This is a genomic window from Microbispora cellulosiformans, assembly GCF_008728085.1.
GTDB lineage: Bacteria > Actinomycetota > Actinomycetes > Streptosporangiales > Streptosporangiaceae > Microbispora > Microbispora amethystogenes.
Genome location: NZ_VYTZ01000003.1, coordinates 529,216 through 546,512 on the forward strand (window position 1 = coordinate 529,216; position 17,297 = coordinate 546,512).

Here is a 17,297-nt window from a genome sequence, read left to right on the forward strand (position 1 = left end):
GGACGACGATTCCGAAGGAGAAGGAGAGACCGGTGTCGGGTCTGGTCGTCGCGATGGACGGTCCCTCGGGGTCGGGCAAGTCGAGCGCGTCGCGGGGCGTCGCGCGGGCCCTCGGCCTGCGCTACCTCGACACGGGCGCCATGTACCGGGCCGTCACGTGGTGGATGCTCCAGCGGGGCGTCGACCTTGAGGACCCGGCGGCGATCGCCGCGAGGTCGGCCGAGCCCGCGCTGACGATGACCATCGACCCGGACGCGCCGGGTGTCGCCGTCGACGGCCTCGACGTGAACGGGCCGATCCGCGGCGCCGAGGTCACCGGCGCGGTGTCGGCCGTGAGCGCGGTGCCCGAGGTGCGCCGCCGGCTCGTGGACCTGCAGCGTGAGATCATCGCGGGTTCCCTGCCTGACGGCGGGATCGTGGTCGAGGGACGTGACATCGGCACTGTGGTCGCGCCGGACGCGCCGGTCAAGATCTACCTCACCGCGAGCGCCGAGGCCCGCGCGCACCGCCGTACGGCGGAGCTGGAGGGGACGAGCGTGGAGGCGCAGCGGGCCGCGATGGCCCGCCGCGACACCCTCGACTCGACGCGCAAGGCCGACCCGCTGGCGAAGGCCGCGGACGCGGTGGAGCTCGACACCACGCCGCTGGACCTGGACGAGGTCATCGCCGAGGTGCTCCGGATCGTCAAGGAGCGGGTCTGACGGATGAGGCAGGGTATGGACGTGACGGTGGAGTACGACGAGGACGAGGGCGGCTGGATCGAGGCCGAGCTCGCCGAGCTGTCCGCCGAGGAGGCGGAGCGGGAGCCCGATGCGGGCCCGCTGCCGGTCGTCGCCGTGGTGGGGCGCCCCAACGTCGGCAAGTCGACGCTGGTCAACCGCATCATCGGCCGTCGTGAGGCGGTCGTGGAGGACGTGCCCGGGGTGACCCGCGACCGGGTCACCTACGAGGCCACCTGGCGCGGACGCCGGTTCACGCTGGTGGACACCGGCGGCTGGGACCCGGACGCGACCGGCATGGCCCTGCGCATCGCGGAGCAGGCGCAGATCGCGGCCGAGCTGGCCGACGTGATCCTTTTCGTGGTGGACGCGAGCATCGGGGTCACCGACTCCGACGAGACCGTCGGGGCGGTCCTGCGCCGCTCGGGCAAGCCGGTCGTGCTGGCCGCCAACAAGGTCGACAACCAGCAGATGGAGCTGGAGGCGACCGGGCTGTGGTCGCTCGGCCTGGGCGAGCCGTACCCGGTCTCGGCCCTGCACGGCCGCGCCAGCGGCGACCTGCTCGACGTGGTGCTCGACGCGCTGCCGGAGACGCCGCCGCAGACGTTCGGCGACCGGCGCGGCCCGCGCCGGATCGCGCTGCTCGGCAAGCCCAACGTGGGCAAGTCGTCGCTGCTCAACAAGGTCGCCGGAGAGGAGCGGGTGCTGGTCGACCCGATGGCCGGCACCACCCGCGACCCGGTGGACGAGCTGGTCGAGCTGGGCGGCACGACGTACCGCTTCATCGACACCGCCGGCATCCGGCGGCGCGACCGCGAGCTCAAGGGCGCGGACTTCTACGCGGCGATGCGCACCCGGGCCGCGCTGGAGCGGGCGGAGGTCGCGGTCGTGCTGATCGACGCCTCCGACGTGCTGACCGAGCAGGACCTGCGGATCATCGGCCTGGTCATCGAGTCGGGCCGGGCGATGGTGGTCGCGTTCAACAAGTGGGACCTGGTCGACGAGGACCGGCGTTACTACCTGGAGAAGGAGATCGACCGGCAGCTCGTCCGCACGCCCTGGGCGCTGCGGGTGAACATCTCGGCGAAGACCGGCCGTCACGTCGAGAAGCTGGCCCCGGCCATCGAGCGGGCGCTGGAGTCGTGGGGCACGCGGGTGCCGACGGCCCGGCTCAACCAGTTCCTCACCGAGCTGGTGCAGGCCACGCCGCCGCCGGTGCGCGGGGGCAGGCAGCCGAAGATCCTGTTCGCCACCCAGGCCTCGACCGAGCCGCCGAAGTTCGTGCTGTTCACCTCGGCGTTCCTGGAGGAGACCTACCGCCGCTTCATCGAGCGCCGCATCCGCGAGGAGTTCGGCTTCGCCGGCTCCCCGATCGACGTCACGATGAAGATCCGGGAGAAGCGCAAGAAGAAGTAACCCCACCGGCCGCGCCCCTGCGTACCGTTGGGCGTGCCTCCGACCACCCGATCTCCGGATGGTCGCGGGGCACGTCCCAGGCGGCAGTGAGGAGCACGACCATGGCGACCTTCGTCCTGATCCCCGGCATGTGTCACGGCGGCTGGTGTTTCCAGGACCTCGTCGAGGACCTGCGCGGCCACGGCCATCGCGCCCTTCCGCTGACGCTCAGCGGCGTGAGCGAACGCGCCCACCTGCTGCACGGCGGGGTGAACCTGGACACCCACATCCAGGACGTGACCGGCGTGCTGGAGGCCGAGGGCGTCCGTGACGCGGTGCTGGCCGGGCACAGCTACGGCGGCATGGTGATCACCGGGGTGGCCGACCGCCTGCCGGAGCGGGTCGCCGCCCTGGCCTACCTGGACGCCTTCGTGCCGGAGGACGGCGACTCCTGCTGGACCCTCGCCTCCGAGCAGGAGCGGCAGTGGTACGCCGACGTGGAGGAGACCGGCTACGCCACACGGACTCTGCCGTTCTTCGACCCCCGGGCGACCCCGCACCCCGTCGCCTCGCTGCTGCAGCCGCTCCGGCTCACCGGGGGTCTCGCGAGCGTCCGGCGGCGGGTCTACGTGTACGCCGGCCGGGACGTGCGGTCTCCCTTCACGCGTATGTACGAGCGGCTGCGCGAGGACCCCGCGTGGACCGTGCACGCGCTGGACAGCGGGCACAACCTCATGCGGGACGCGCCGCGGGACCTGCTCAGGGCCCTGCTCGACGCCGCCGCGCCCGTCCCGGCGGAGACCCCGCCGGCCGCCGGGGCATGGTAGGGCAGGCCCTACCCCCGGGACTGCCGCCCGCCGGATCGATCATCGGCGTCCGGGTCAATAGCGTTGGGGGCATGCGCCGACTTCTCTCCCGTCTGACCGGTGACACGGTCTACGTCCTCATAGGCTTTCCGCTCGCGTCGATCACGTTCGTCCTCACGGTGGGCGGTCTGTCCGCCGGTGCGGGCCTGCTGGTGGTCTGGCTGGGCGTGCCGATCCTCGCGCTCACCCTCCTCATGGCCAGGGGGATGGGGGACGTCGAACGGCTGCGCATGCGGCCGGTCCTGGGCCGGGAACTGCCCCGGCCGCGTTATCCGCGCGCGCCGGAGGGCGCGGGCATCCTGCGCCGTACGGTCACACCGCTCGCCGGGGGCCAGCCCTGGCTCGACGCGCTGCACGCCCTGCTGGCCTTCCCGGTCGCGGTCGCCGCGTTCTGCGTGACCGTCACCTGGTGGGCCACGACGGTCTTCGGGCTGACCTATCCGCTGTACGGCTGGCTCTTCTCGAACATGCCGGACAACCACAGCCTTCCCGACCTGCTCGGGCTCGGCCGCGGCTACGTCGTGGACAGCGTCTTCTACCTGGGCATGGGCGCCCTGTTCGCGCTCACGCTCTACCCGGTCGTCCGGTCCTGCGCGCTGATCCAGGCGTCGCTCGGGCGGGCGCTGCTGACCGGGATCGCGGAGCTGCAGGAGCGCATCGACGACCTGACCGAGGGCCGCAACGCCGCCGCCCACGCGGAGGCGGACGCGCTGCGCCGCCTGGAGCGGGACATCCACGACGGCCCGCAGCAGCGCCTGGTCCACCTGGCCATGGAGCTGTCGCGGGCGCAGCGGGAGCTGAAGCGGGACGCGACCGCCGCGCACGAGACGATCGGCAAGGCCATCGGCGCCACCCGCGAGACGCTCGACGAGCTGCGGGCGCTGTCGCGCGGCATCGCCCCGCCGATCCTCGCCGACCGCGGTCTCGCCCCCGCGCTCGCCGCCCTCGCCGGTCGCTGCACGGTGCCGGTGGAGCTGGACGTCCAGACGACCGAGCGGTTTCCCGCGCTGATCGAGAACACGGTCTACTTCGTCACCGCCGAGGCCCTGACCAACGTGGCCAAGCACAGCAGGGCGACGTCCTGCATGGTCGGGCTGACCCGGATCGGGGACGTGCTGCTGCTCACGATCGGTGATGATGGGGTCGGCGGCGCTCACGTCGCCAAGGGACACGGCCTGTCCGGCCTGGCCGACCGGCTGCGGGCGGTCGACGGCGAGCTGACGGTGCGCTCGCCCGCCGGTGGGCCGACCTCGATCACGGCGGAGGTTCCGTGCGCGTAGTGGTGGCCGACGACGCCGTCCTCATCAGGGAGGGGCTCGTCCGCCTGCTGGAGGAGTTCGGCTGTGAGGTCGTCGAGACGGCCGGAACGGGGGAGGGGCTGGTCGAGGCCGTCGTCGCCCACCGGCCCGACGTCTCGGTGGTGGACGTCCGGATGCCGCCGTCGTTCACCGACGAGGGCCTGCGGGCCGCGGTCGAGGCGCGGGAGAAGGTGCCGGGCGCGCCCGTGCTGATCCTGTCGCAGTACGTCGAGGTGTCGTACGCCGACGACCTGCTGGCCGACGCGCGGGGAGCGGTCGGCTACCTGCTGAAGGACCGGGTGGTGGACGTCGAGGAGTTCATGGACGGCCTACGCCGGGTCGCCGCCGGGGGGACGGTCTTCGACCCGCAGGTCGTCGCCCAGCTGATGGTGCGGCGGCGCCGGGACGACCCGCTGGCCTCGCTGACGCCGCGCGAGCGGGAGGTCCTCGGGCTGATGGCCGAGGGCAGGTCGAACCCCGCGATCGCCCGCCGTCTCGTCGTCACCGAGGGCGCGGTGGAAAAGCACATCCGCGGCATCTTCGCCAAGCTCGGCCTGCACGCCGAGGACGGCGACCAGCACCGCCGCGTCCTGGCGGTGCTGGCCTACCTGCGGTCCTGACGGCACGCCGCCCGGGCGGGCCCAGGCGGGCGGGGGTTCAGGCCGGGTGGTTGCCGTTCGCCATGTCGTACGGCGTGCTGACCCCCTCGTACGCGAGATGGAACTCCATGCCCTGCGCGGCATGCGCGAGATCGTGACAGTGGGACATCCACACGCCGGGGTTGTCCGCCACGAGGGCGACCTCCCAGACCTCGCCGGGGGCCACGTCGAAGGTGTCCATCGGCAGCCCGGTCGCCGGCACGCCGTTCCGGGACAGGATCCGCACGTGATGGCCGTGCGGATGCATCGGGTGGGTGTCCGTGCCCCGGTTCACCACCCGGATCCTGACGGTCTCCCCCTGCCGGACGACCGGCGTGGGGATGTTCGGCCACGCCTTTCCGTTCACCGTCTGGGCGAGCCTCGGCAGGCCGCCGGAGACGGCGAGCGTCTTATCCAGCACCCAGGTCGTCTCCCGGTCGAACCGGGCGGGCAGGACGGCGGGCGTGCCGTACCGGGTGATGTCCACGACCGGCCCGGCCGCCGGCGGAGGCGTCGCCGGTCCGTTGACCAGCAACGTGGGCCGGTCTCCCGCCGTCAGCAGCACCGGCCCGGAGGGCACGGTGAAGGTGAGGTCGTAGCGCCCGCCCGCCGCGAGGTGCAGGCGCGCGCCGTCGAGGTCCGTCGCCCCCGGCACGTCCCCGCCGTCCACCGCCGCGATCCGGTATGGCGCGCCGCTCAGGCCGAGGACCACGGGCTGGGTGTCGGTGTTCACCACCCGCAGCCGCGTACGGGCGCCGGGCGGCAGCGCGAGGCGGGTGAGCAGGTCGGACGGCGCGGCGCCGTCCACCGAGAGCGTCGGGCGCGAGCCGAAGGTGTGCAGCGCGAGCACGTGGTCCTCGCTCTCCGGCACGGGGGTCGCCGGGTCGACGACCAGCAGGCCGAACAGCCCGCGCGGCACGGCGACGCTGGAGTTCTGGTGGCTGTGGTACCAGTACGTGCCGGCGTCCTCGGCGCGGAACCGGTAGACGTGGGTCTGGCCGGGCCAGACGGCGTCCTGGGTCACGCCCGGCACGCCGTCCTCGGCGGCCGGCACGTCGTACCCGTGCCAGTGGATCGTGACGCCCTGCCCGGTGTTCGGCTGCCCAGGGTTCGGCTGCCCGGTGTTTTCCTGGCCGCTGCCTCCTTGCACCGGCAGCCGGTTGCGCAGGACGACCTCGACCAGGTCGCCCTGCCGCACCCGCAGCACCGGCCCCGGCACCTGCCCGTTGAACGACCACGCCTCGGCGCCGCCGCCGGACGGCAGCCGTACGGTGGCGGGCTGGGCGGTGAGCGTGAAGCGGCGGATCCGCTCCCTGGCCCCGGCCGGGCCGCCCGCGGAGGCGGGGGCGGGGCCGCGCAGCAGGTCGACGGAGACGCCGCGCCCGCCCGTGTCGTGCCCCGTGTGGAGGTGGCCGCTCGGCCACCCGCCGCCGATCGTGAGGGCGAGCGCGAGGGCGAGCACGCAGGTTCCCGCGGCCTGCCAGGCGTGCCGGGGAGAGCGGGCCGGGCCGAGCAGCCGCCACGTCACGGCGGACGCCGCGGCGAACAGCGCGAGCACCGCCGCCGCCCCTCCGGTGGTGACCGGATAGGAGATCACGACCCCGCAGGCGATCCCGGCCACCGCGCCGTACGCCGTGACCAGCAGAGGGAACGCGACGACGCGGGCCGAGCCGGCCGTGGAGCCGCCTGTGGAGCCGGTCGCCGTGCCGCGCAGCAGGCGGGGCAGGCTGACGGCGGCCGAGACGAGCGCGGGCACGACGACCAGGGGCAGCGCGAGGGTGACCTTCTCGGCCACGAACCACCAGCCCGCTCCGGCCAGGCCGGCGGTGACGGCGACCCGCAGTGCGGTCATGACGATCGCCGCGGCGCACGACGCCGCGGCGATCAGGAGGGTCCGCCGCCCGGCCGCGGCGGGCTGCCGCAGGCCGGTCAGGGCGATCCCGGCGGTCGCGGCCCAGGCGGCCGCGACCAGGACGAAGAGGATCTGATCGAGAGCGATCAGCCGAGCGGTGGTCACGCCGCGGCGTGCGCCGGGACCGCGGCGGTGCTCTTCGTGAGGGCGTGGGCCCGCCGCACGAGGACGACGGCGGCGGCGAGGATCGCCACGCCGTCGAGGGCGTGGAAGCCCAGGACGAACAGGCCGGCGGTCGTCGTGCCGGTCTCCGACGCCCCGGCCATCTCGGCCAGCGGGAAGATGACGAACAGCTGCACCGCCACCAGCACGAACGGAAGGATCGCCAGGCCCGCCGTCCGGCCGCCCGCGCGGGCGGCGAGGGCCACGATCGCGGTCAGCAGCGAGACGAGCGGGATGACCATCGTGCCGTTCATGGCGTGGTAGCCGATGGCCGCGCCCGGGTCGCCCGGCGCCGGAGTCGGCCTCTCGAACGCGCCGAACGTGGCGAGGTAGAACTGGGCGAGCACGGCGACGAGTTGCACGACGGCGAAACCGAAGAACACCTTGCGCATTGTGGGGCCTCCTGTGAGGTACGGGCGGAGCCCCGGGGGTTCTGCGGGGCGGCGAGCGCCGGAAAGGTACGGGGCCATGGTGGACCCGCGGGTGTCCCGGGCGCCCGGGACACCCGTCCCGCCCCGCCGGGAAGTTACGCGAGGCGAGGCGAGGCGCGGTGAGACGGGGCGGGTGGTCAGCGCATCCAGGGCGGGACGATCCGGTCGGTGCCCTTGGGCGCGAGGTCACAGGCGTCCTCGGCGGTGACCCCGCCGGGAATGTAGACCTCGGCGCCCGCCGGGGCGACGGCGATCGCGCTGAAGCCGGACTCCGCGTCGCTGTGCATCCTGCGGCTGAGGTCGGCCGGCAGGACGATCGTGTCCCCGGCCCCGACGCCGTAGGTCTCGCCGTCGAGGTCGACGGTCGCGCCGCCGGACAGGAAGGTCCAGACCTGCTCGCGGTCGCAGGAGTGCAGGGGCCCGCTGTTGCCCGCGGGCATGTCCACACGCCACACGGCGTGCGCCGCCCCGCCCTGCGTCGGGGAGGCGAGGGTGGTCATGACGCCGTTCGGCGTGGTGCTCACGCGGCTGTCGGCGGAGTGGATGACAGACATCGGTGGTGTCTCCTAGAATAGACAACGTTGTTGTCCTTAATAGTGAACCAGGTTGTCTATCGTGTCAATCGACCCACCCGGATTCGAGCTGCCGCTGCGGCTCTTCCTGGGGTTTCGCGTGCTCATCGATGATCTGCACGCGGAGCTGGCCCGTCAGGGGCACCCGCACTCCCGGCCCATGCACGGATTCGTCCTGCAGGCGATCGGCGTCGAGGGCACGACCGCCGTGGACCTCGGCCGCACGCTGGGCGTCAGCAAGCAGGCGGCGGGCAAGACCATCGACACGCTGGAGCGCCTGGGCTATGTGGAGCGCGCCCGCGACGCCCGCGACACCCGCCGCAAGATCGTGCGGCTCACGCCGGCGGGCGTCGACCTGCTGACCCGCTCGGCCCGCATCTTCGACGACCTGCGGGCCCGCTGGGCCGAGGTCATCGGCCCGGAACGGCTCAGGGAACTGGAAGCCGACCTGCGCAGGGTGACGCCCGCGGACGTCTTCCGCCTCGACGTGCCCGGCTGGTTCGGCGCCTCCTGACCCGGGCCCGGGGCGCCGGGCTCAGCCCGCGGAACGCCGGGGGAGGGCCAGGGCGGTGACCGCCCCCAGCAGGCACAGCCCGCAGGTGATCAGGAAGATCTCGGTGTACTCCGTGTGCAGCGCCGCCTGGACCTTCGCGGTGTAGGCGGCGAGCCTGCGGGCGTACTCGCCCGCGTCCACGCCGAACGGCAGCGGCGTGTCGAGATGCGCGGTGAGCGACTGGAACCGGTGGAAGCCCCACGCCGAGAGCGCGGCGACGCCCAGCAGCATGCCCATCATCCTGGCCACCACGACCGCCGCCGACACGACGCCGTGCCGCGCCGCCGGGACCACGCGCAGCGCCGCGGAGGAGACGGGGGCGATCACCACGCCGAGCCCGATGCCGGTCACCACGAGGTCGACGTCCATGCGCACCCCGGCCGAGGCAAGGTCGAGCGGCCAGCGGGAGATCATCCAGTAGCCCGCAGCGGCCAGGGCCATGCCCGCCACGGCCACCGGCCGCTCGCCGAACCGCCGCACCAGGAATCCGCCGAGGAACGCCGCCACCGCCAGCGCGGCGAGGAACCGGGTGAGCACCAGGGCGCCTCCCACCGCGTCGCGGCCGAGCAGCGTCTGCGCGACGAGCTGCACGTCGACCAGCGTGACCAGCAGCGCCGCCCCGGCGAGCAGGCTCACCGCGAGGGTGGCGAACAGCGGCCCGCGGGGCACGCCCGTCAGGTCGAGCAGGCGGACCGGCGAGCGGATCTCCCACACCACGAACAGCACGGCCGCCACCGCTCCGGCGACCACGCACGGCAACCCCCACGGCGGCAGCACCGTCGCGCCGGGGGAGGGGTTGTAGAGCCCGGCCACCAGCAGTCCGAGCGCCAGCGCCAGCAGCGCCCCGCCGCCCAGGTCCAGCCGGGAAGCACCCGCCCGCGGCTGACCCGTGGCGTACGGCTCCCGCCCGCCGGGCACCGCCGCCTGCACGGCGACGGCGGCGATCAGCGTGAGCGGGAGGTTGACCCAGAAGACGCCGCGCCATCCGGCGAGGGCGGCCAGGCCCGCGCCGTACAGGGGGCCGAGCACGCTGCCGAGTTCCTGCGCCGCGCCCACCGCGCCGAGCGCCACCGGGCGGGCGCGTTCGTCCCACAGATCGCCGATGAGGGCCATCGTGATCGGCAGCAGCGCGCCGCCCGCGACCCCCTGGAGCGTACGGCCCGCGACCAGCACCGGGATGCTCGCCGCCAGGGCGGTGAGGAGGGAGCCCGCGGCGAACCCGGCCAGGCACCCGTGGATCAGCGTCCGCCTGCCGTACCGGTCGGACAGCCGGCCCAGCAGCGGCATCGCCGCGACGTATCCGAGCAGGAACCCGGTCACGACCGGGGTCGCCCTCTCCAGGTGGTTGAGCGGCACACCGACGTCGGCGGCGACGTCCACCAGGATGGTCACGACGACGTACGCGTCGAGCGCGGCGAGCAGCACGGCGGCGCCGCCGACGGCCAGCGCCAGGCGCCGGCGCCGCACGGGTGGGCCGGTCACGGCGTGGGCGGGGCGACGGTCACGGGGGCGTCGTAGTCCGCGAGGGTGACGGCGGCCGAGCCGCCGCCGAGCGGCAGGTCGATCTTGAGCAGGCGACTGGTGGCCTTGTCGATCCAGAGGGTGCCCGCGACCTTCTGCTGGACGCCGGGCACCAGCGCGGCCAGGGCGTCCTGCGGCAGGGTGGCGGTCAGGCGGTAGGCGGCGGCGTCGCCGACCTTCTCCTCCGCCTGCGTCCGCACGTCCTGGGCGGCCGACAGCAGGCCGGGCACGCCGGTCAGCACGGCGGAGGGGTCGTAGATCGCCGCGAGCTGCTGCCGGGTCATCGTCTGGTAGCCGCCGGTCGGGCCCTTGAAGTAGACCGTGTCGCCGACGAGCACGAAGTCGATCTCCTGCAGGCCCAGCATCTCGATCTGCACGGTGCCCTTGGCGTCACCCTCCTTGGTGAGGCTGCCCTCGGCGTGCCGTACGGGCACGGCGGGCTTGTCCTTGGTCTCGATCGTGAAGGCGACCGTCTTGACCGCCCGCATCGCCTCGGCCGACCGCTTCATCAGGGCGGGACCGTCCGGCAGGGCCGTCTCGCTCTTCGCGTCGCAGGCGGTCACGAGCAGGAGGCCGGCCACGACCAGCCCGAGGATTGTTCGCACAGCCGGATCGTAGCGAGCGGGCGGGGGTGGCACGCGTTCCCGGGAGAATCGGTTTGACGCACCTTGTCAGGGGAACTCGGGATCGGTGCGGTTCCCCCGACACCCCGTCGCCATCACTAGTCGTTCCGCCGGACGCCGCGGACCCCCTGAAGATGGTCGATGACGGGCGCATAGATCCGTTCCAGCGCGGAGACCTGTTCGGGCGTCATCAGGTCGATGAAGTGCCGGCGGACGCTGTCCACGTGGTCCGGCGCCACCCGCCGTATCATCTCCCACCCCTGGTCGGTCAGGACGGCGAAGGTGCCCCGCCGGTCGTCCTCGCACTCTTCACGGGTGACCAGCCCGGCCGCCTCCATCCGGGAGATCTGGTGGGACAGGCGGCTGCGCGACTGGATGGTCGCGTCGGCGAGCTCGCTCATCCGCATGCGGCGGCCGGGGCTCTCGGAGAGGTTGACCAGGATCTCGTAGTCGTTCAGCGAAAGGCCGCTCCCTTGGAGCTCTCGGTCGAGTTGAAGGAAGAGAAGTCGGTGCGCAGCCAGGTGGGCCCGCCAGGCGCGTTGCTCGTGCGGGGTCAGCCAGCGGTGGTCGTCCATATCGACCAGCATAAGATCAAGTGAACGGATGGAGCGGGTATGCCTGACGGCGAGAACGGCGAGAGCCTGGGCACCGTGGTGGTAGCGGGCTTGGCCAATCTCGCGATCGCACTGGCCAAGCTCGTGGCCGGCCTGATCAGCTCCTCCTCGGCGATGCTGTCGGAGGCCGCCCACTCGGCCGCCGACACCGCCACCGAGGTCGTGCTGTTCGCCGCGATCCGGCACGGCGAGCGGCCCGCCGACGCCCGTCATCCCCTCGGGCACGGGCGTGCCGCCTATCTCTGGGCGATCGTGGCGGCCTGCTTCACGCTGGTCGTGGGGGCCGGCTTCTCGCTCACGCACGGCTGGCAGACCATCACCAGGGGAGAGGACCTCGGCGACATCCGCGTGTCCTACATCGTTCTCGCGGTGTCGTTCGCGATCGAGTCGATCTCCCTCCTGCGGGCCCTGCGCCAGTTGCGGGCCGAGGCCCGGCGCTGGCGGGTGAGCCCGGGCCGGCTGCTGGAGCGCACCTCCGACACCATGCTCAAGGCGGTCGTGCTGGAGGACGCGGCCGCCCTGATCGGCATCGCGGTGGCGGCCGTCGGCCTGGTGCTGTCACAGCTCACCGGATCGGCCGTGTGGGACGGCGCCGCGTCGATCGTCATCGGGCTGCTGCTGCTCTGGGTGGCGCTGACCCTGATCAGGACCAACGCCTCGCTGCTGATCGGGCAGGCGCCCTCGGCCTCGCTGCAGGAGAAGATCAAGGCCGTGCTGGCCGAGCAGCCGGAGGTCGAGGGGGTCGTCGAGCTCGCCGCCGTCCTGATGGGCCCCGGCCAGATCCTGGTCGCGGCGAAGATCGACTTCGTGGACGAGACGACGGGGGAGCGGCTGGAGATCGCCGCCGACCAGGTGGAGCGACGGCTCACCGAGCGGTTCCCGGAGATCAAGCAGGTGTTCCTCGACCCCACTCCCGGCCGGTCAGCCGCCGAGGAGGTGTAGCTTGGCGGGCTCGTCGGTGACGGCCGAGGCGATCACGGTGCCGGCCGTCCATTCGAGGAAGTGACGGCCCTGCCACTCCAGCGGCACCGTCAGCCCGTCAACCAGCGGCAGGGCCGACAGGTCCGCTTCGCGCAACCGGCCGAGCGTCAGCTCACCCCGCTTGACCAGGGCCTCCTTGCGCACCCACTGACGGATGAGGCCGCGGTTGTCGTCGCCCACCAGCTTCGCCTCCTCGGGGGTCAGCGCGAGCGCCACGAGGTTCTCGTCGGCGGGGCCGCCCGTGACGTGCTCGGCGTCCACGCCGACCCGGCCGTACCCGGCGACCGCGCAGACGTATCCCGAGGTGTGCGCGAGGCTGATCGACACTTCGGGGGCCTCGGCCAGCCAGGGCCGCCCGTGCGCCTGCCCGCACTCCTCGCAGCGCTGCACCACGGTCAGCATGCAGGCCCGGGTGCCGAGCAGTTCGGCGGCGCAGTGCCGTACGAGCAGGTGGGCGGCGACGAAGTCGCGGCGGTCCCCGCTGCGGGTGAAGCGTTCGGCGCGTTCGCGCTCGGCCGGGGTCAGGGTGCCGCCGACGAGTTCGAGCACGTCGTCGGTGTGGCCGGCCACGGCCAGTGGAGGGCGCACACCGTCACTGTAGGACAGCGATGTGACGATCAAGTGAACTGGTGTGCTCCTCCGGGCGGCCGAAGCGCTCAGCGTCTCTCGCGCCGGGCCTCGCCCGCGCGCACCGGGCCCGCCCGGGGGCCGTCCGCACCCTCGGCCTCACCCGGCGAGCGCGGACACCCACTCCTCGATCTCGTCCGCGCGGCGCGGCAGCGCGGCCGACATCAGCCGGGCGCCGTCGGCAGTGATCACCAGGTCGTCCTCGATGCGGACGCCGATCCCGCGCAGTTCCGGCGGCAGCGTCAGGTCGTCGGGCTGGAGATAGAGCCCCGGCTCGACGGTCAGCACCTGGCCCTCCTCCAGCACGCCGTCGAGGTAGGTCTCCGCCCGCGCCCGCGCGCAGTCGTGCACGTCGAGGCCGAGCATGTGGCCGCTGCTGCACAGGGTGTAGCGCCGGTGCAGCCCCGCGCCGGCCTGCGCCCGCGTCAGCAGCCCCCATTCGACCAGGCCGTCGGAGATGACCCGCATCGCGGTCTCGTGGAAGTCGCGGAAGCGCGCCCCCGGGCGCAGCACGGCGATGGCCGCCGTCTGCGCCTCGTACACCAGGTCGTACACCTGCCGCTGCACCGGGCCGAACCGGCCCGACAGCGGCAGCGTGCGGGTGACGTCGGCCGTGTAGAGGTTGTCGCCCTCGACCCCGGCGTCGAGCAGGAGCATCTCGGCGGGGTCGAGCCGTCCGTCGTTGCGGATCCAGTGCAGCACGCAGGCGTGCGCCCCGGAGGCGACGATCGACTGGTAGCCCACCGCGTTGCCCTCCAGTCGCGAGCGCAGCCCGAAGACGCCCTCGACGTACCGCTCGCCGCGCGGATGCGCGACGGCCGCGGGCAGCGCGCGCACGACATCCTCGAAGCCGCGCACGGTCGCGTCCACCGCCTGCTGCAACTCCGCGATCTCCCACTCGTCCTTGACCAGCCGCAACTCCGCCAGGACCGCGGCGAGTTCGCCGTCGCCGTGGGCGGGGGAGACCAGCGCGTCGACCGAGGCGTCGACCCCGCGCAGCACCCGGGCCGGGCCGCGCAGCGCCGCCGGCAGGTCGTCGATGGGCGCGCACTCGATCTGGTACGCCGCCTCGGTCTCGGCGAGGCCCGGCCGGCGGCCCACCCAGAACTCGCCGTACCGCCGGTCGCGGTAGAACTCCTGCGACCCGGCGCGGGACGGGCGGGGACGCAGGAAGAGCCGCGCCTCGCCGGACGGCTCGACGACCAGGACCTGGTCGGGCTGCTGGGCTCCCGTCAGGTACGTGAACGCGCTGTGCGCCCGGAACCGGTGGTCGTCGTCGTTGCTGCGCGCGAGCAGGGTGCCCGAGGGGATGACCAGCCGCTCGCCGGGCAGTCGCTCGGCGAGCCGGGCCCGCCGCTTGGCCGCGTACGCGGCGACGGGCAGTGGCGCCGGCGCGGTCTCCGCGGCGGCGGCCCAGCCGCCCCGCATGAACTCGTCCAGCGCCGCCGGGATCGGGAGATCGTGACTCCCCGTGTTGAGCTGCCTGCCGGTCATCGATCATCTCCAGGTGGCGGCGATATTTGGCCATCGTAGGGGTGTAGGCCCTTGACGAGGGAGGACGGCCGCTGTTGCCTGGGGAAACAGGATGTGCCGTGCCGGGCGGCCGGCGCGGGAGACAGGGGGCGGGGCCCCCGAGTGCCCCTGGAAGGCGGTGTCGATGCTCATCGGGACGATCTTGCAGAGTAAGGGAACAGGCGTGGCGACCGTTCCACCGCACGCCACGGTGTCAGAGCTTCTCGCCCGGCTGGCGGAGCTGAACATCGGTGCGGTGGTGGTGTCGGAGGATGGCCTGTCCATCGACGGCATCGTGTCGGAACGCGACGTCGTCCGGCGGCTGCACGAGCACGGGGCCGCGCTGCTCGGCCGGCCCGTCTCGTCGATCATGACTTCGGAGGTGCGCACCTGCGGCCCGGACGCCAACGTGGACGACCTGCGCCGCACGATGACCAACCACCGGATCCGGCACGTGCCCGTGGTCAGGGACGGCCGCCTGGCGGGCATCGTCAGCATCGGCGACGTCGTCAAGACCTCGATCCAGGAACTGGAGAGCGAGCGGGAGGCCCTGGTCGGCTACATCAACGGCTGACGGCGCCCTCCACGGGGCGGGGCAGCCCTCGGCCGTCTCGCCCCGTGCCTTCGCGCGGGCGCCGATCTAGACTGGCTCGTGTGAAGCTGAAGCTGGATCTCCACGACATCTACAACAAGGGCAGCGAGATCGACCGGGCGCTGCACGGCATCATCCAGGAGGCCGTACGCAAGAAGGCGACCCAGGTGGAGATCATCCCCGGCAAGGGATCCGGCCAGCTCAAGAAGAAGGTGCTGCGCTTCCTGGAGAAGAAGGAGATCAAGGCGCTCTACCACCGGATCGACAAGGACGCCAAGAACCACGGCCGCCTGTTCGTCTACTTCCAGTGGAAGTGACCGTCACGCGCTATCGCGTGGGCAGGACGCAGAACTCGTGGCCGTCGGGATCGGCCATGACGACCCAGCCGACCTCACCCTGACCGATGTCGACGCGCGTCGCCCCCAGGGAGACGAGACGGTCGACCTCCGCCTGCTGGTCGCCGCCGGGAGACGGAACGAGGTCGAAGTGGAGCCGGTCCTTCCCGGTCTTCGGCATCAGCGGCGGACCACCCCAGGTGATCTTCGGTCCGCCGAGCGGGGAGCGGATCGCGGTCTCCTCGTCCTGGTCCCAGACCAGCGGCCAGCCCAGCGCCTCGCTCCAGAAGTATCCGACCTTCTGCGAACCGTCGCAGGCGAGCGCACCGATGAAGCCGCATTCGGCGAGGAACCGGTTGCCCGCCTCGCTCACGCAGAACTCGTTGCCCTCCGGGTCCGCGAGCACGACATGGCCCTCCTCCGGGCGTTGGCCGACGTCGATGTGCCGGGCGCCCAGCTCGAGCGCCCGCGCCACCGTCTCCCGCTGCTCCTCCGGGGACGTGCTCTTCAGATCGAAATGCACCGGGTTCTGGCCCGACTTCTGCTCCCTTGTCGGAAGGAACCGAAGCCGGAATCCGGTGTCGTCGTCCGGCAGGAGCGCGACCCCGTCCCGGGGGTCGCCGGTCGTCTCCCAGCCCAGGACTCCGGCCCAGAAGCGCGCGAGACGGACCGGGTCGTGGGCGTCGAAGCAGAGCGCGTGGAGGTCGCAGGTCATCCCGCTCCTCACCTCCGGTCTGGTGGTTCACGGCCGCGGACGGGGCACGTCCGACGCGCCCGCGAAGGACGATAACCCCGGGCGCCCGGGGCCCGCCACGGAATAAAAGCGCCGGCGCGGGCGGGGATGCGATGCCCGCACGCTCAAGATTGAGGTTGGACGTGTCGCGATCGGTCGCCTGGAGTGGAAGTGAGGGCTGTCCGCCGTTCCGCTCCCGGCAGGGCCGGACGCTGCCGGTGGTGTCGCCGGGGGCGCGTTCCGTCCATTGAACTGGTCGCTGAGCTGATGACTGGGGCGCTCGGGCGGCCCGCGAGACGGCAGGCGAGGCAGCGGTCGTGGCCAGTCATCGGGTCCTTCACCCGCCAGTCCCACTGCTCCGGAGGCCGGGGGCCGCTGGGCTTGCCCCAGCCCGCGAGGTGCAGCGCCCAGGTGACCAGGCCGCCCAGGACGATCACGGCGAGTCCGAGCCGGACGCCGGGCGGCGAGGCCGCGCACATCGCCGCACCCACCGTCGCGCAGCCGGCCAGCACGACGACGCAGCCGGTCCAGCCCGCGATCGTGTGCCCGAGATCGACGTCGTCGTGCAGGCCGCTCATGGCTCTCCTTAGTATGGGGAAGAGTTATCTCACCAACTAAACATCTTAGATGCTAAGGAGATTGGGCATGGACGGCAAGCCGCGTCCGGAGGCGTCGCCCGCGCAGGCCCTGGCCGGCATGGACCAGCTGATCGCGCTCAGCCTGGTCGGGCAGCAGGACATCGCCCAGCGGCTCGGGCTGAACGTCACCGACCTGACCTGCCTCGGCTTCGTCATGGCGGCGGGGGACGACCCGATCAGCGCGGGTGCGCTCGCTCGCCAGGCCGGTCTCACCACGGGCGCGGTGACCGGGGTGCTGAACCGCCTCGAACGGGCCGGGTACGCGCGCCGGGAGGCGGACCCGGCGGACCGGCGGCGGGTGCGGGTCGTCGCCGACCCGGCCGCCGTCGCCACGGTGACGGCCGTCTACGAGCCCTTCTACCGGCGGCTGAACGAGCTGTTCGCCGGCTACACGCCCGGCGAGATCGCCGTGCTGTCCGACTGGTTCACCCGCGCGGGCGGCCTCATGCGGACGTACCTGGAGGAGATCCGGCGTGACGAGCACGCCGGCGTGCCGCGCGCCCGGCGCACAAGGAGCCGATGAGGCCGGAGACCGGCGAGGCCCACGACCTCCCGGAGCGCCGCCGCCGCACCGT

At 73.0% G+C, this 17,297-nt stretch carries 20 protein-coding genes; 10 read left to right on the top strand and 10 right to left on the bottom strand.

Translation table 11 applies throughout. The features are described from left to right. The first annotated feature begins 32 nt into the window (after window positions 1-32). From cmk to F5972_RS10425, 5 genes are all read left to right on the top strand, one after another. Complete coding sequence (gene cmk / locus F5972_RS10405) at window positions 33-701, top strand: (d)CMP kinase (RefSeq protein WP_404803047.1); 669 nt, start codon at window positions 33-35, stop codon at window positions 699-701. Between the two features lie 15 nt (window positions 702-716). Next, window positions 717-2,135: a ribosome biogenesis GTPase Der gene (gene der / locus F5972_RS10410; protein WP_225311322.1), complete on the top strand. Its 1,419-nt coding sequence runs from the start codon at window positions 717-719 to the stop codon at window positions 2,133-2,135. 101 nt (window positions 2,136-2,236) lie between these two features. Further along, window positions 2,237-2,941, top strand: a complete 705-nt coding sequence (locus tag F5972_RS10415; protein ID WP_150933195.1) for an alpha/beta fold hydrolase — start codon at window positions 2,237-2,239, stop codon at window positions 2,939-2,941. A 71-nt stretch (window positions 2,942-3,012) separates the two neighbouring features. After that, window positions 3,013-4,260, top strand: coding sequence for a sensor histidine kinase (locus tag F5972_RS10420; RefSeq protein WP_150933196.1), 1,248 nt, complete (start codon window positions 3,013-3,015; stop codon window positions 4,258-4,260). After that, window positions 4,251-4,898, top strand: coding sequence for a response regulator (locus F5972_RS10425; RefSeq protein ID WP_150933197.1), 648 nt, complete (start codon window positions 4,251-4,253; stop codon window positions 4,896-4,898). Before F5972_RS10420 ends, F5972_RS10425 begins: the two co-directional genes overlap by 10 nt. Window positions 4,899-4,935: 37 nt before the next feature. Here F5972_RS10425 and F5972_RS10430 read toward each other — a convergent pair whose 3' ends face one another. From F5972_RS10430 to F5972_RS10440, 3 genes are all read right to left on the bottom strand, one after another. Then, window positions 4,936-6,933, bottom strand: a complete 1,998-nt coding sequence (locus tag F5972_RS10430) for a multicopper oxidase family protein (protein WP_150933198.1) — start codon at window positions 6,931-6,933, stop codon at window positions 4,936-4,938. After that, the gene (locus F5972_RS10435; protein WP_150933199.1) at window positions 6,930-7,382 is read right to left on the bottom strand and encodes a DUF6220 domain-containing protein; all 453 of its coding nucleotides are present in this window, start codon (window positions 7,380-7,382) and stop codon (window positions 6,930-6,932) included. Before F5972_RS10435 ends, F5972_RS10430 begins: the two co-directional genes overlap by 4 nt. Window positions 7,383-7,558: 176 nt before the next feature. Then, window positions 7,559-7,975 carry a cupin domain-containing protein gene (locus F5972_RS10440; RefSeq protein WP_150933200.1) on the bottom strand — a complete coding sequence of 139 codons (417 nt, stop codon included), beginning with the start codon at window positions 7,973-7,975 and terminating at the stop codon, window positions 7,559-7,561. Between the two features lie 61 nt (window positions 7,976-8,036). On the opposite strand from F5972_RS10440, the gene F5972_RS10445 reads away from it, so the two are divergent. Further along, window positions 8,037-8,507 (top strand): MarR family winged helix-turn-helix transcriptional regulator, encoded by a 471-nt coding sequence (locus F5972_RS10445; protein WP_191910048.1) that lies wholly within the window; start codon window positions 8,037-8,039, stop codon window positions 8,505-8,507. 21 nt (window positions 8,508-8,528) lie between these two features. On the opposite strand, the gene F5972_RS10450 is transcribed toward F5972_RS10445, so the two are convergent. The 3 genes from F5972_RS10450 to F5972_RS10460 form a co-directional block, all read right to left on the bottom strand. Beyond that, the gene (locus tag F5972_RS10450; protein WP_150933394.1) at window positions 8,529-10,013 is read right to left on the bottom strand and encodes an MFS transporter; all 1,485 of its coding nucleotides are present in this window, start codon (window positions 10,011-10,013) and stop codon (window positions 8,529-8,531) included. An 11-nt stretch (window positions 10,014-10,024) separates the two neighbouring features. Next, window positions 10,025-10,672, bottom strand: coding sequence for an LppX_LprAFG lipoprotein (locus F5972_RS10455; RefSeq protein WP_150933201.1), 648 nt, complete (start codon window positions 10,670-10,672; stop codon window positions 10,025-10,027). A gap of 116 nt (window positions 10,673-10,788) precedes the next feature. Next, on the bottom strand, window positions 10,789-11,265 hold the full coding sequence (locus tag F5972_RS10460; protein ID WP_225311323.1) for a MarR family winged helix-turn-helix transcriptional regulator: 477 nt from the start codon (window positions 11,263-11,265) through the stop codon (window positions 10,789-10,791). Between the two features lie 39 nt (window positions 11,266-11,304). On the opposite strand from F5972_RS10460, the gene F5972_RS10465 reads away from it, so the two are divergent. Continuing rightward, on the top strand, window positions 11,305-12,246 hold the full coding sequence (locus F5972_RS10465) for a cation diffusion facilitator family transporter (protein ID WP_150933204.1): 942 nt from the start codon (window positions 11,305-11,307) through the stop codon (window positions 12,244-12,246). Here the strand turns inward: F5972_RS10465 and F5972_RS10470 are convergent. Next, window positions 12,226-12,873, bottom strand: a complete 648-nt coding sequence (locus tag F5972_RS10470) for a 4'-phosphopantetheinyl transferase family protein (protein WP_150933206.1) — start codon at window positions 12,871-12,873, stop codon at window positions 12,226-12,228. The genes F5972_RS10465 and F5972_RS10470 overlap by 21 nt on opposite strands. Window positions 12,874-13,011: 138 nt before the next feature. After that, window positions 13,012-14,406 (bottom strand): aminopeptidase P family protein, encoded by a 1,395-nt coding sequence (locus F5972_RS10475; RefSeq protein WP_150933208.1) that lies wholly within the window; start codon window positions 14,404-14,406, stop codon window positions 13,012-13,014. A 163-nt stretch (window positions 14,407-14,569) separates the two neighbouring features. On the opposite strand from F5972_RS10475, the gene F5972_RS10480 reads away from it, so the two are divergent. Next, window positions 14,570-14,998 carry a CBS domain-containing protein gene (locus F5972_RS10480; protein WP_117409046.1) on the top strand — a complete coding sequence of 143 codons (429 nt, stop codon included), beginning with the start codon at window positions 14,570-14,572 and terminating at the stop codon, window positions 14,996-14,998. Window positions 14,999-15,078: 80 nt separating this feature from the next. After that, complete coding sequence (locus tag F5972_RS10485; RefSeq protein ID WP_150933209.1) at window positions 15,079-15,333, top strand: Smr/MutS family protein; 255 nt, start codon at window positions 15,079-15,081, stop codon at window positions 15,331-15,333. A 10-nt stretch (window positions 15,334-15,343) separates the two neighbouring features. Here the strand turns inward: F5972_RS10485 and F5972_RS10490 are convergent, their stop codons facing one another. Together F5972_RS10490 and F5972_RS37110 are read right to left on the bottom strand one after the other, a co-directional pair. Beyond that, window positions 15,344-16,066, bottom strand: a complete 723-nt coding sequence (locus F5972_RS10490) for a VOC family protein (protein ID WP_150933211.1) — start codon at window positions 16,064-16,066, stop codon at window positions 15,344-15,346. 143 nt (window positions 16,067-16,209) lie between these two features. Further along, window positions 16,210-16,662 (bottom strand): HGxxPAAW family protein, encoded by a 453-nt coding sequence (locus F5972_RS37110; protein WP_191910049.1) that lies wholly within the window; start codon window positions 16,660-16,662, stop codon window positions 16,210-16,212. 67 nt (window positions 16,663-16,729) lie between these two features. Between F5972_RS37110 and F5972_RS10500 the strand changes: the two genes are divergently transcribed. Beyond that, complete coding sequence (locus F5972_RS10500; protein ID WP_150933213.1) at window positions 16,730-17,245, top strand: MarR family winged helix-turn-helix transcriptional regulator; 516 nt, start codon at window positions 16,730-16,732, stop codon at window positions 17,243-17,245. Window positions 17,246-17,297 lie beyond the last annotated feature (52 nt).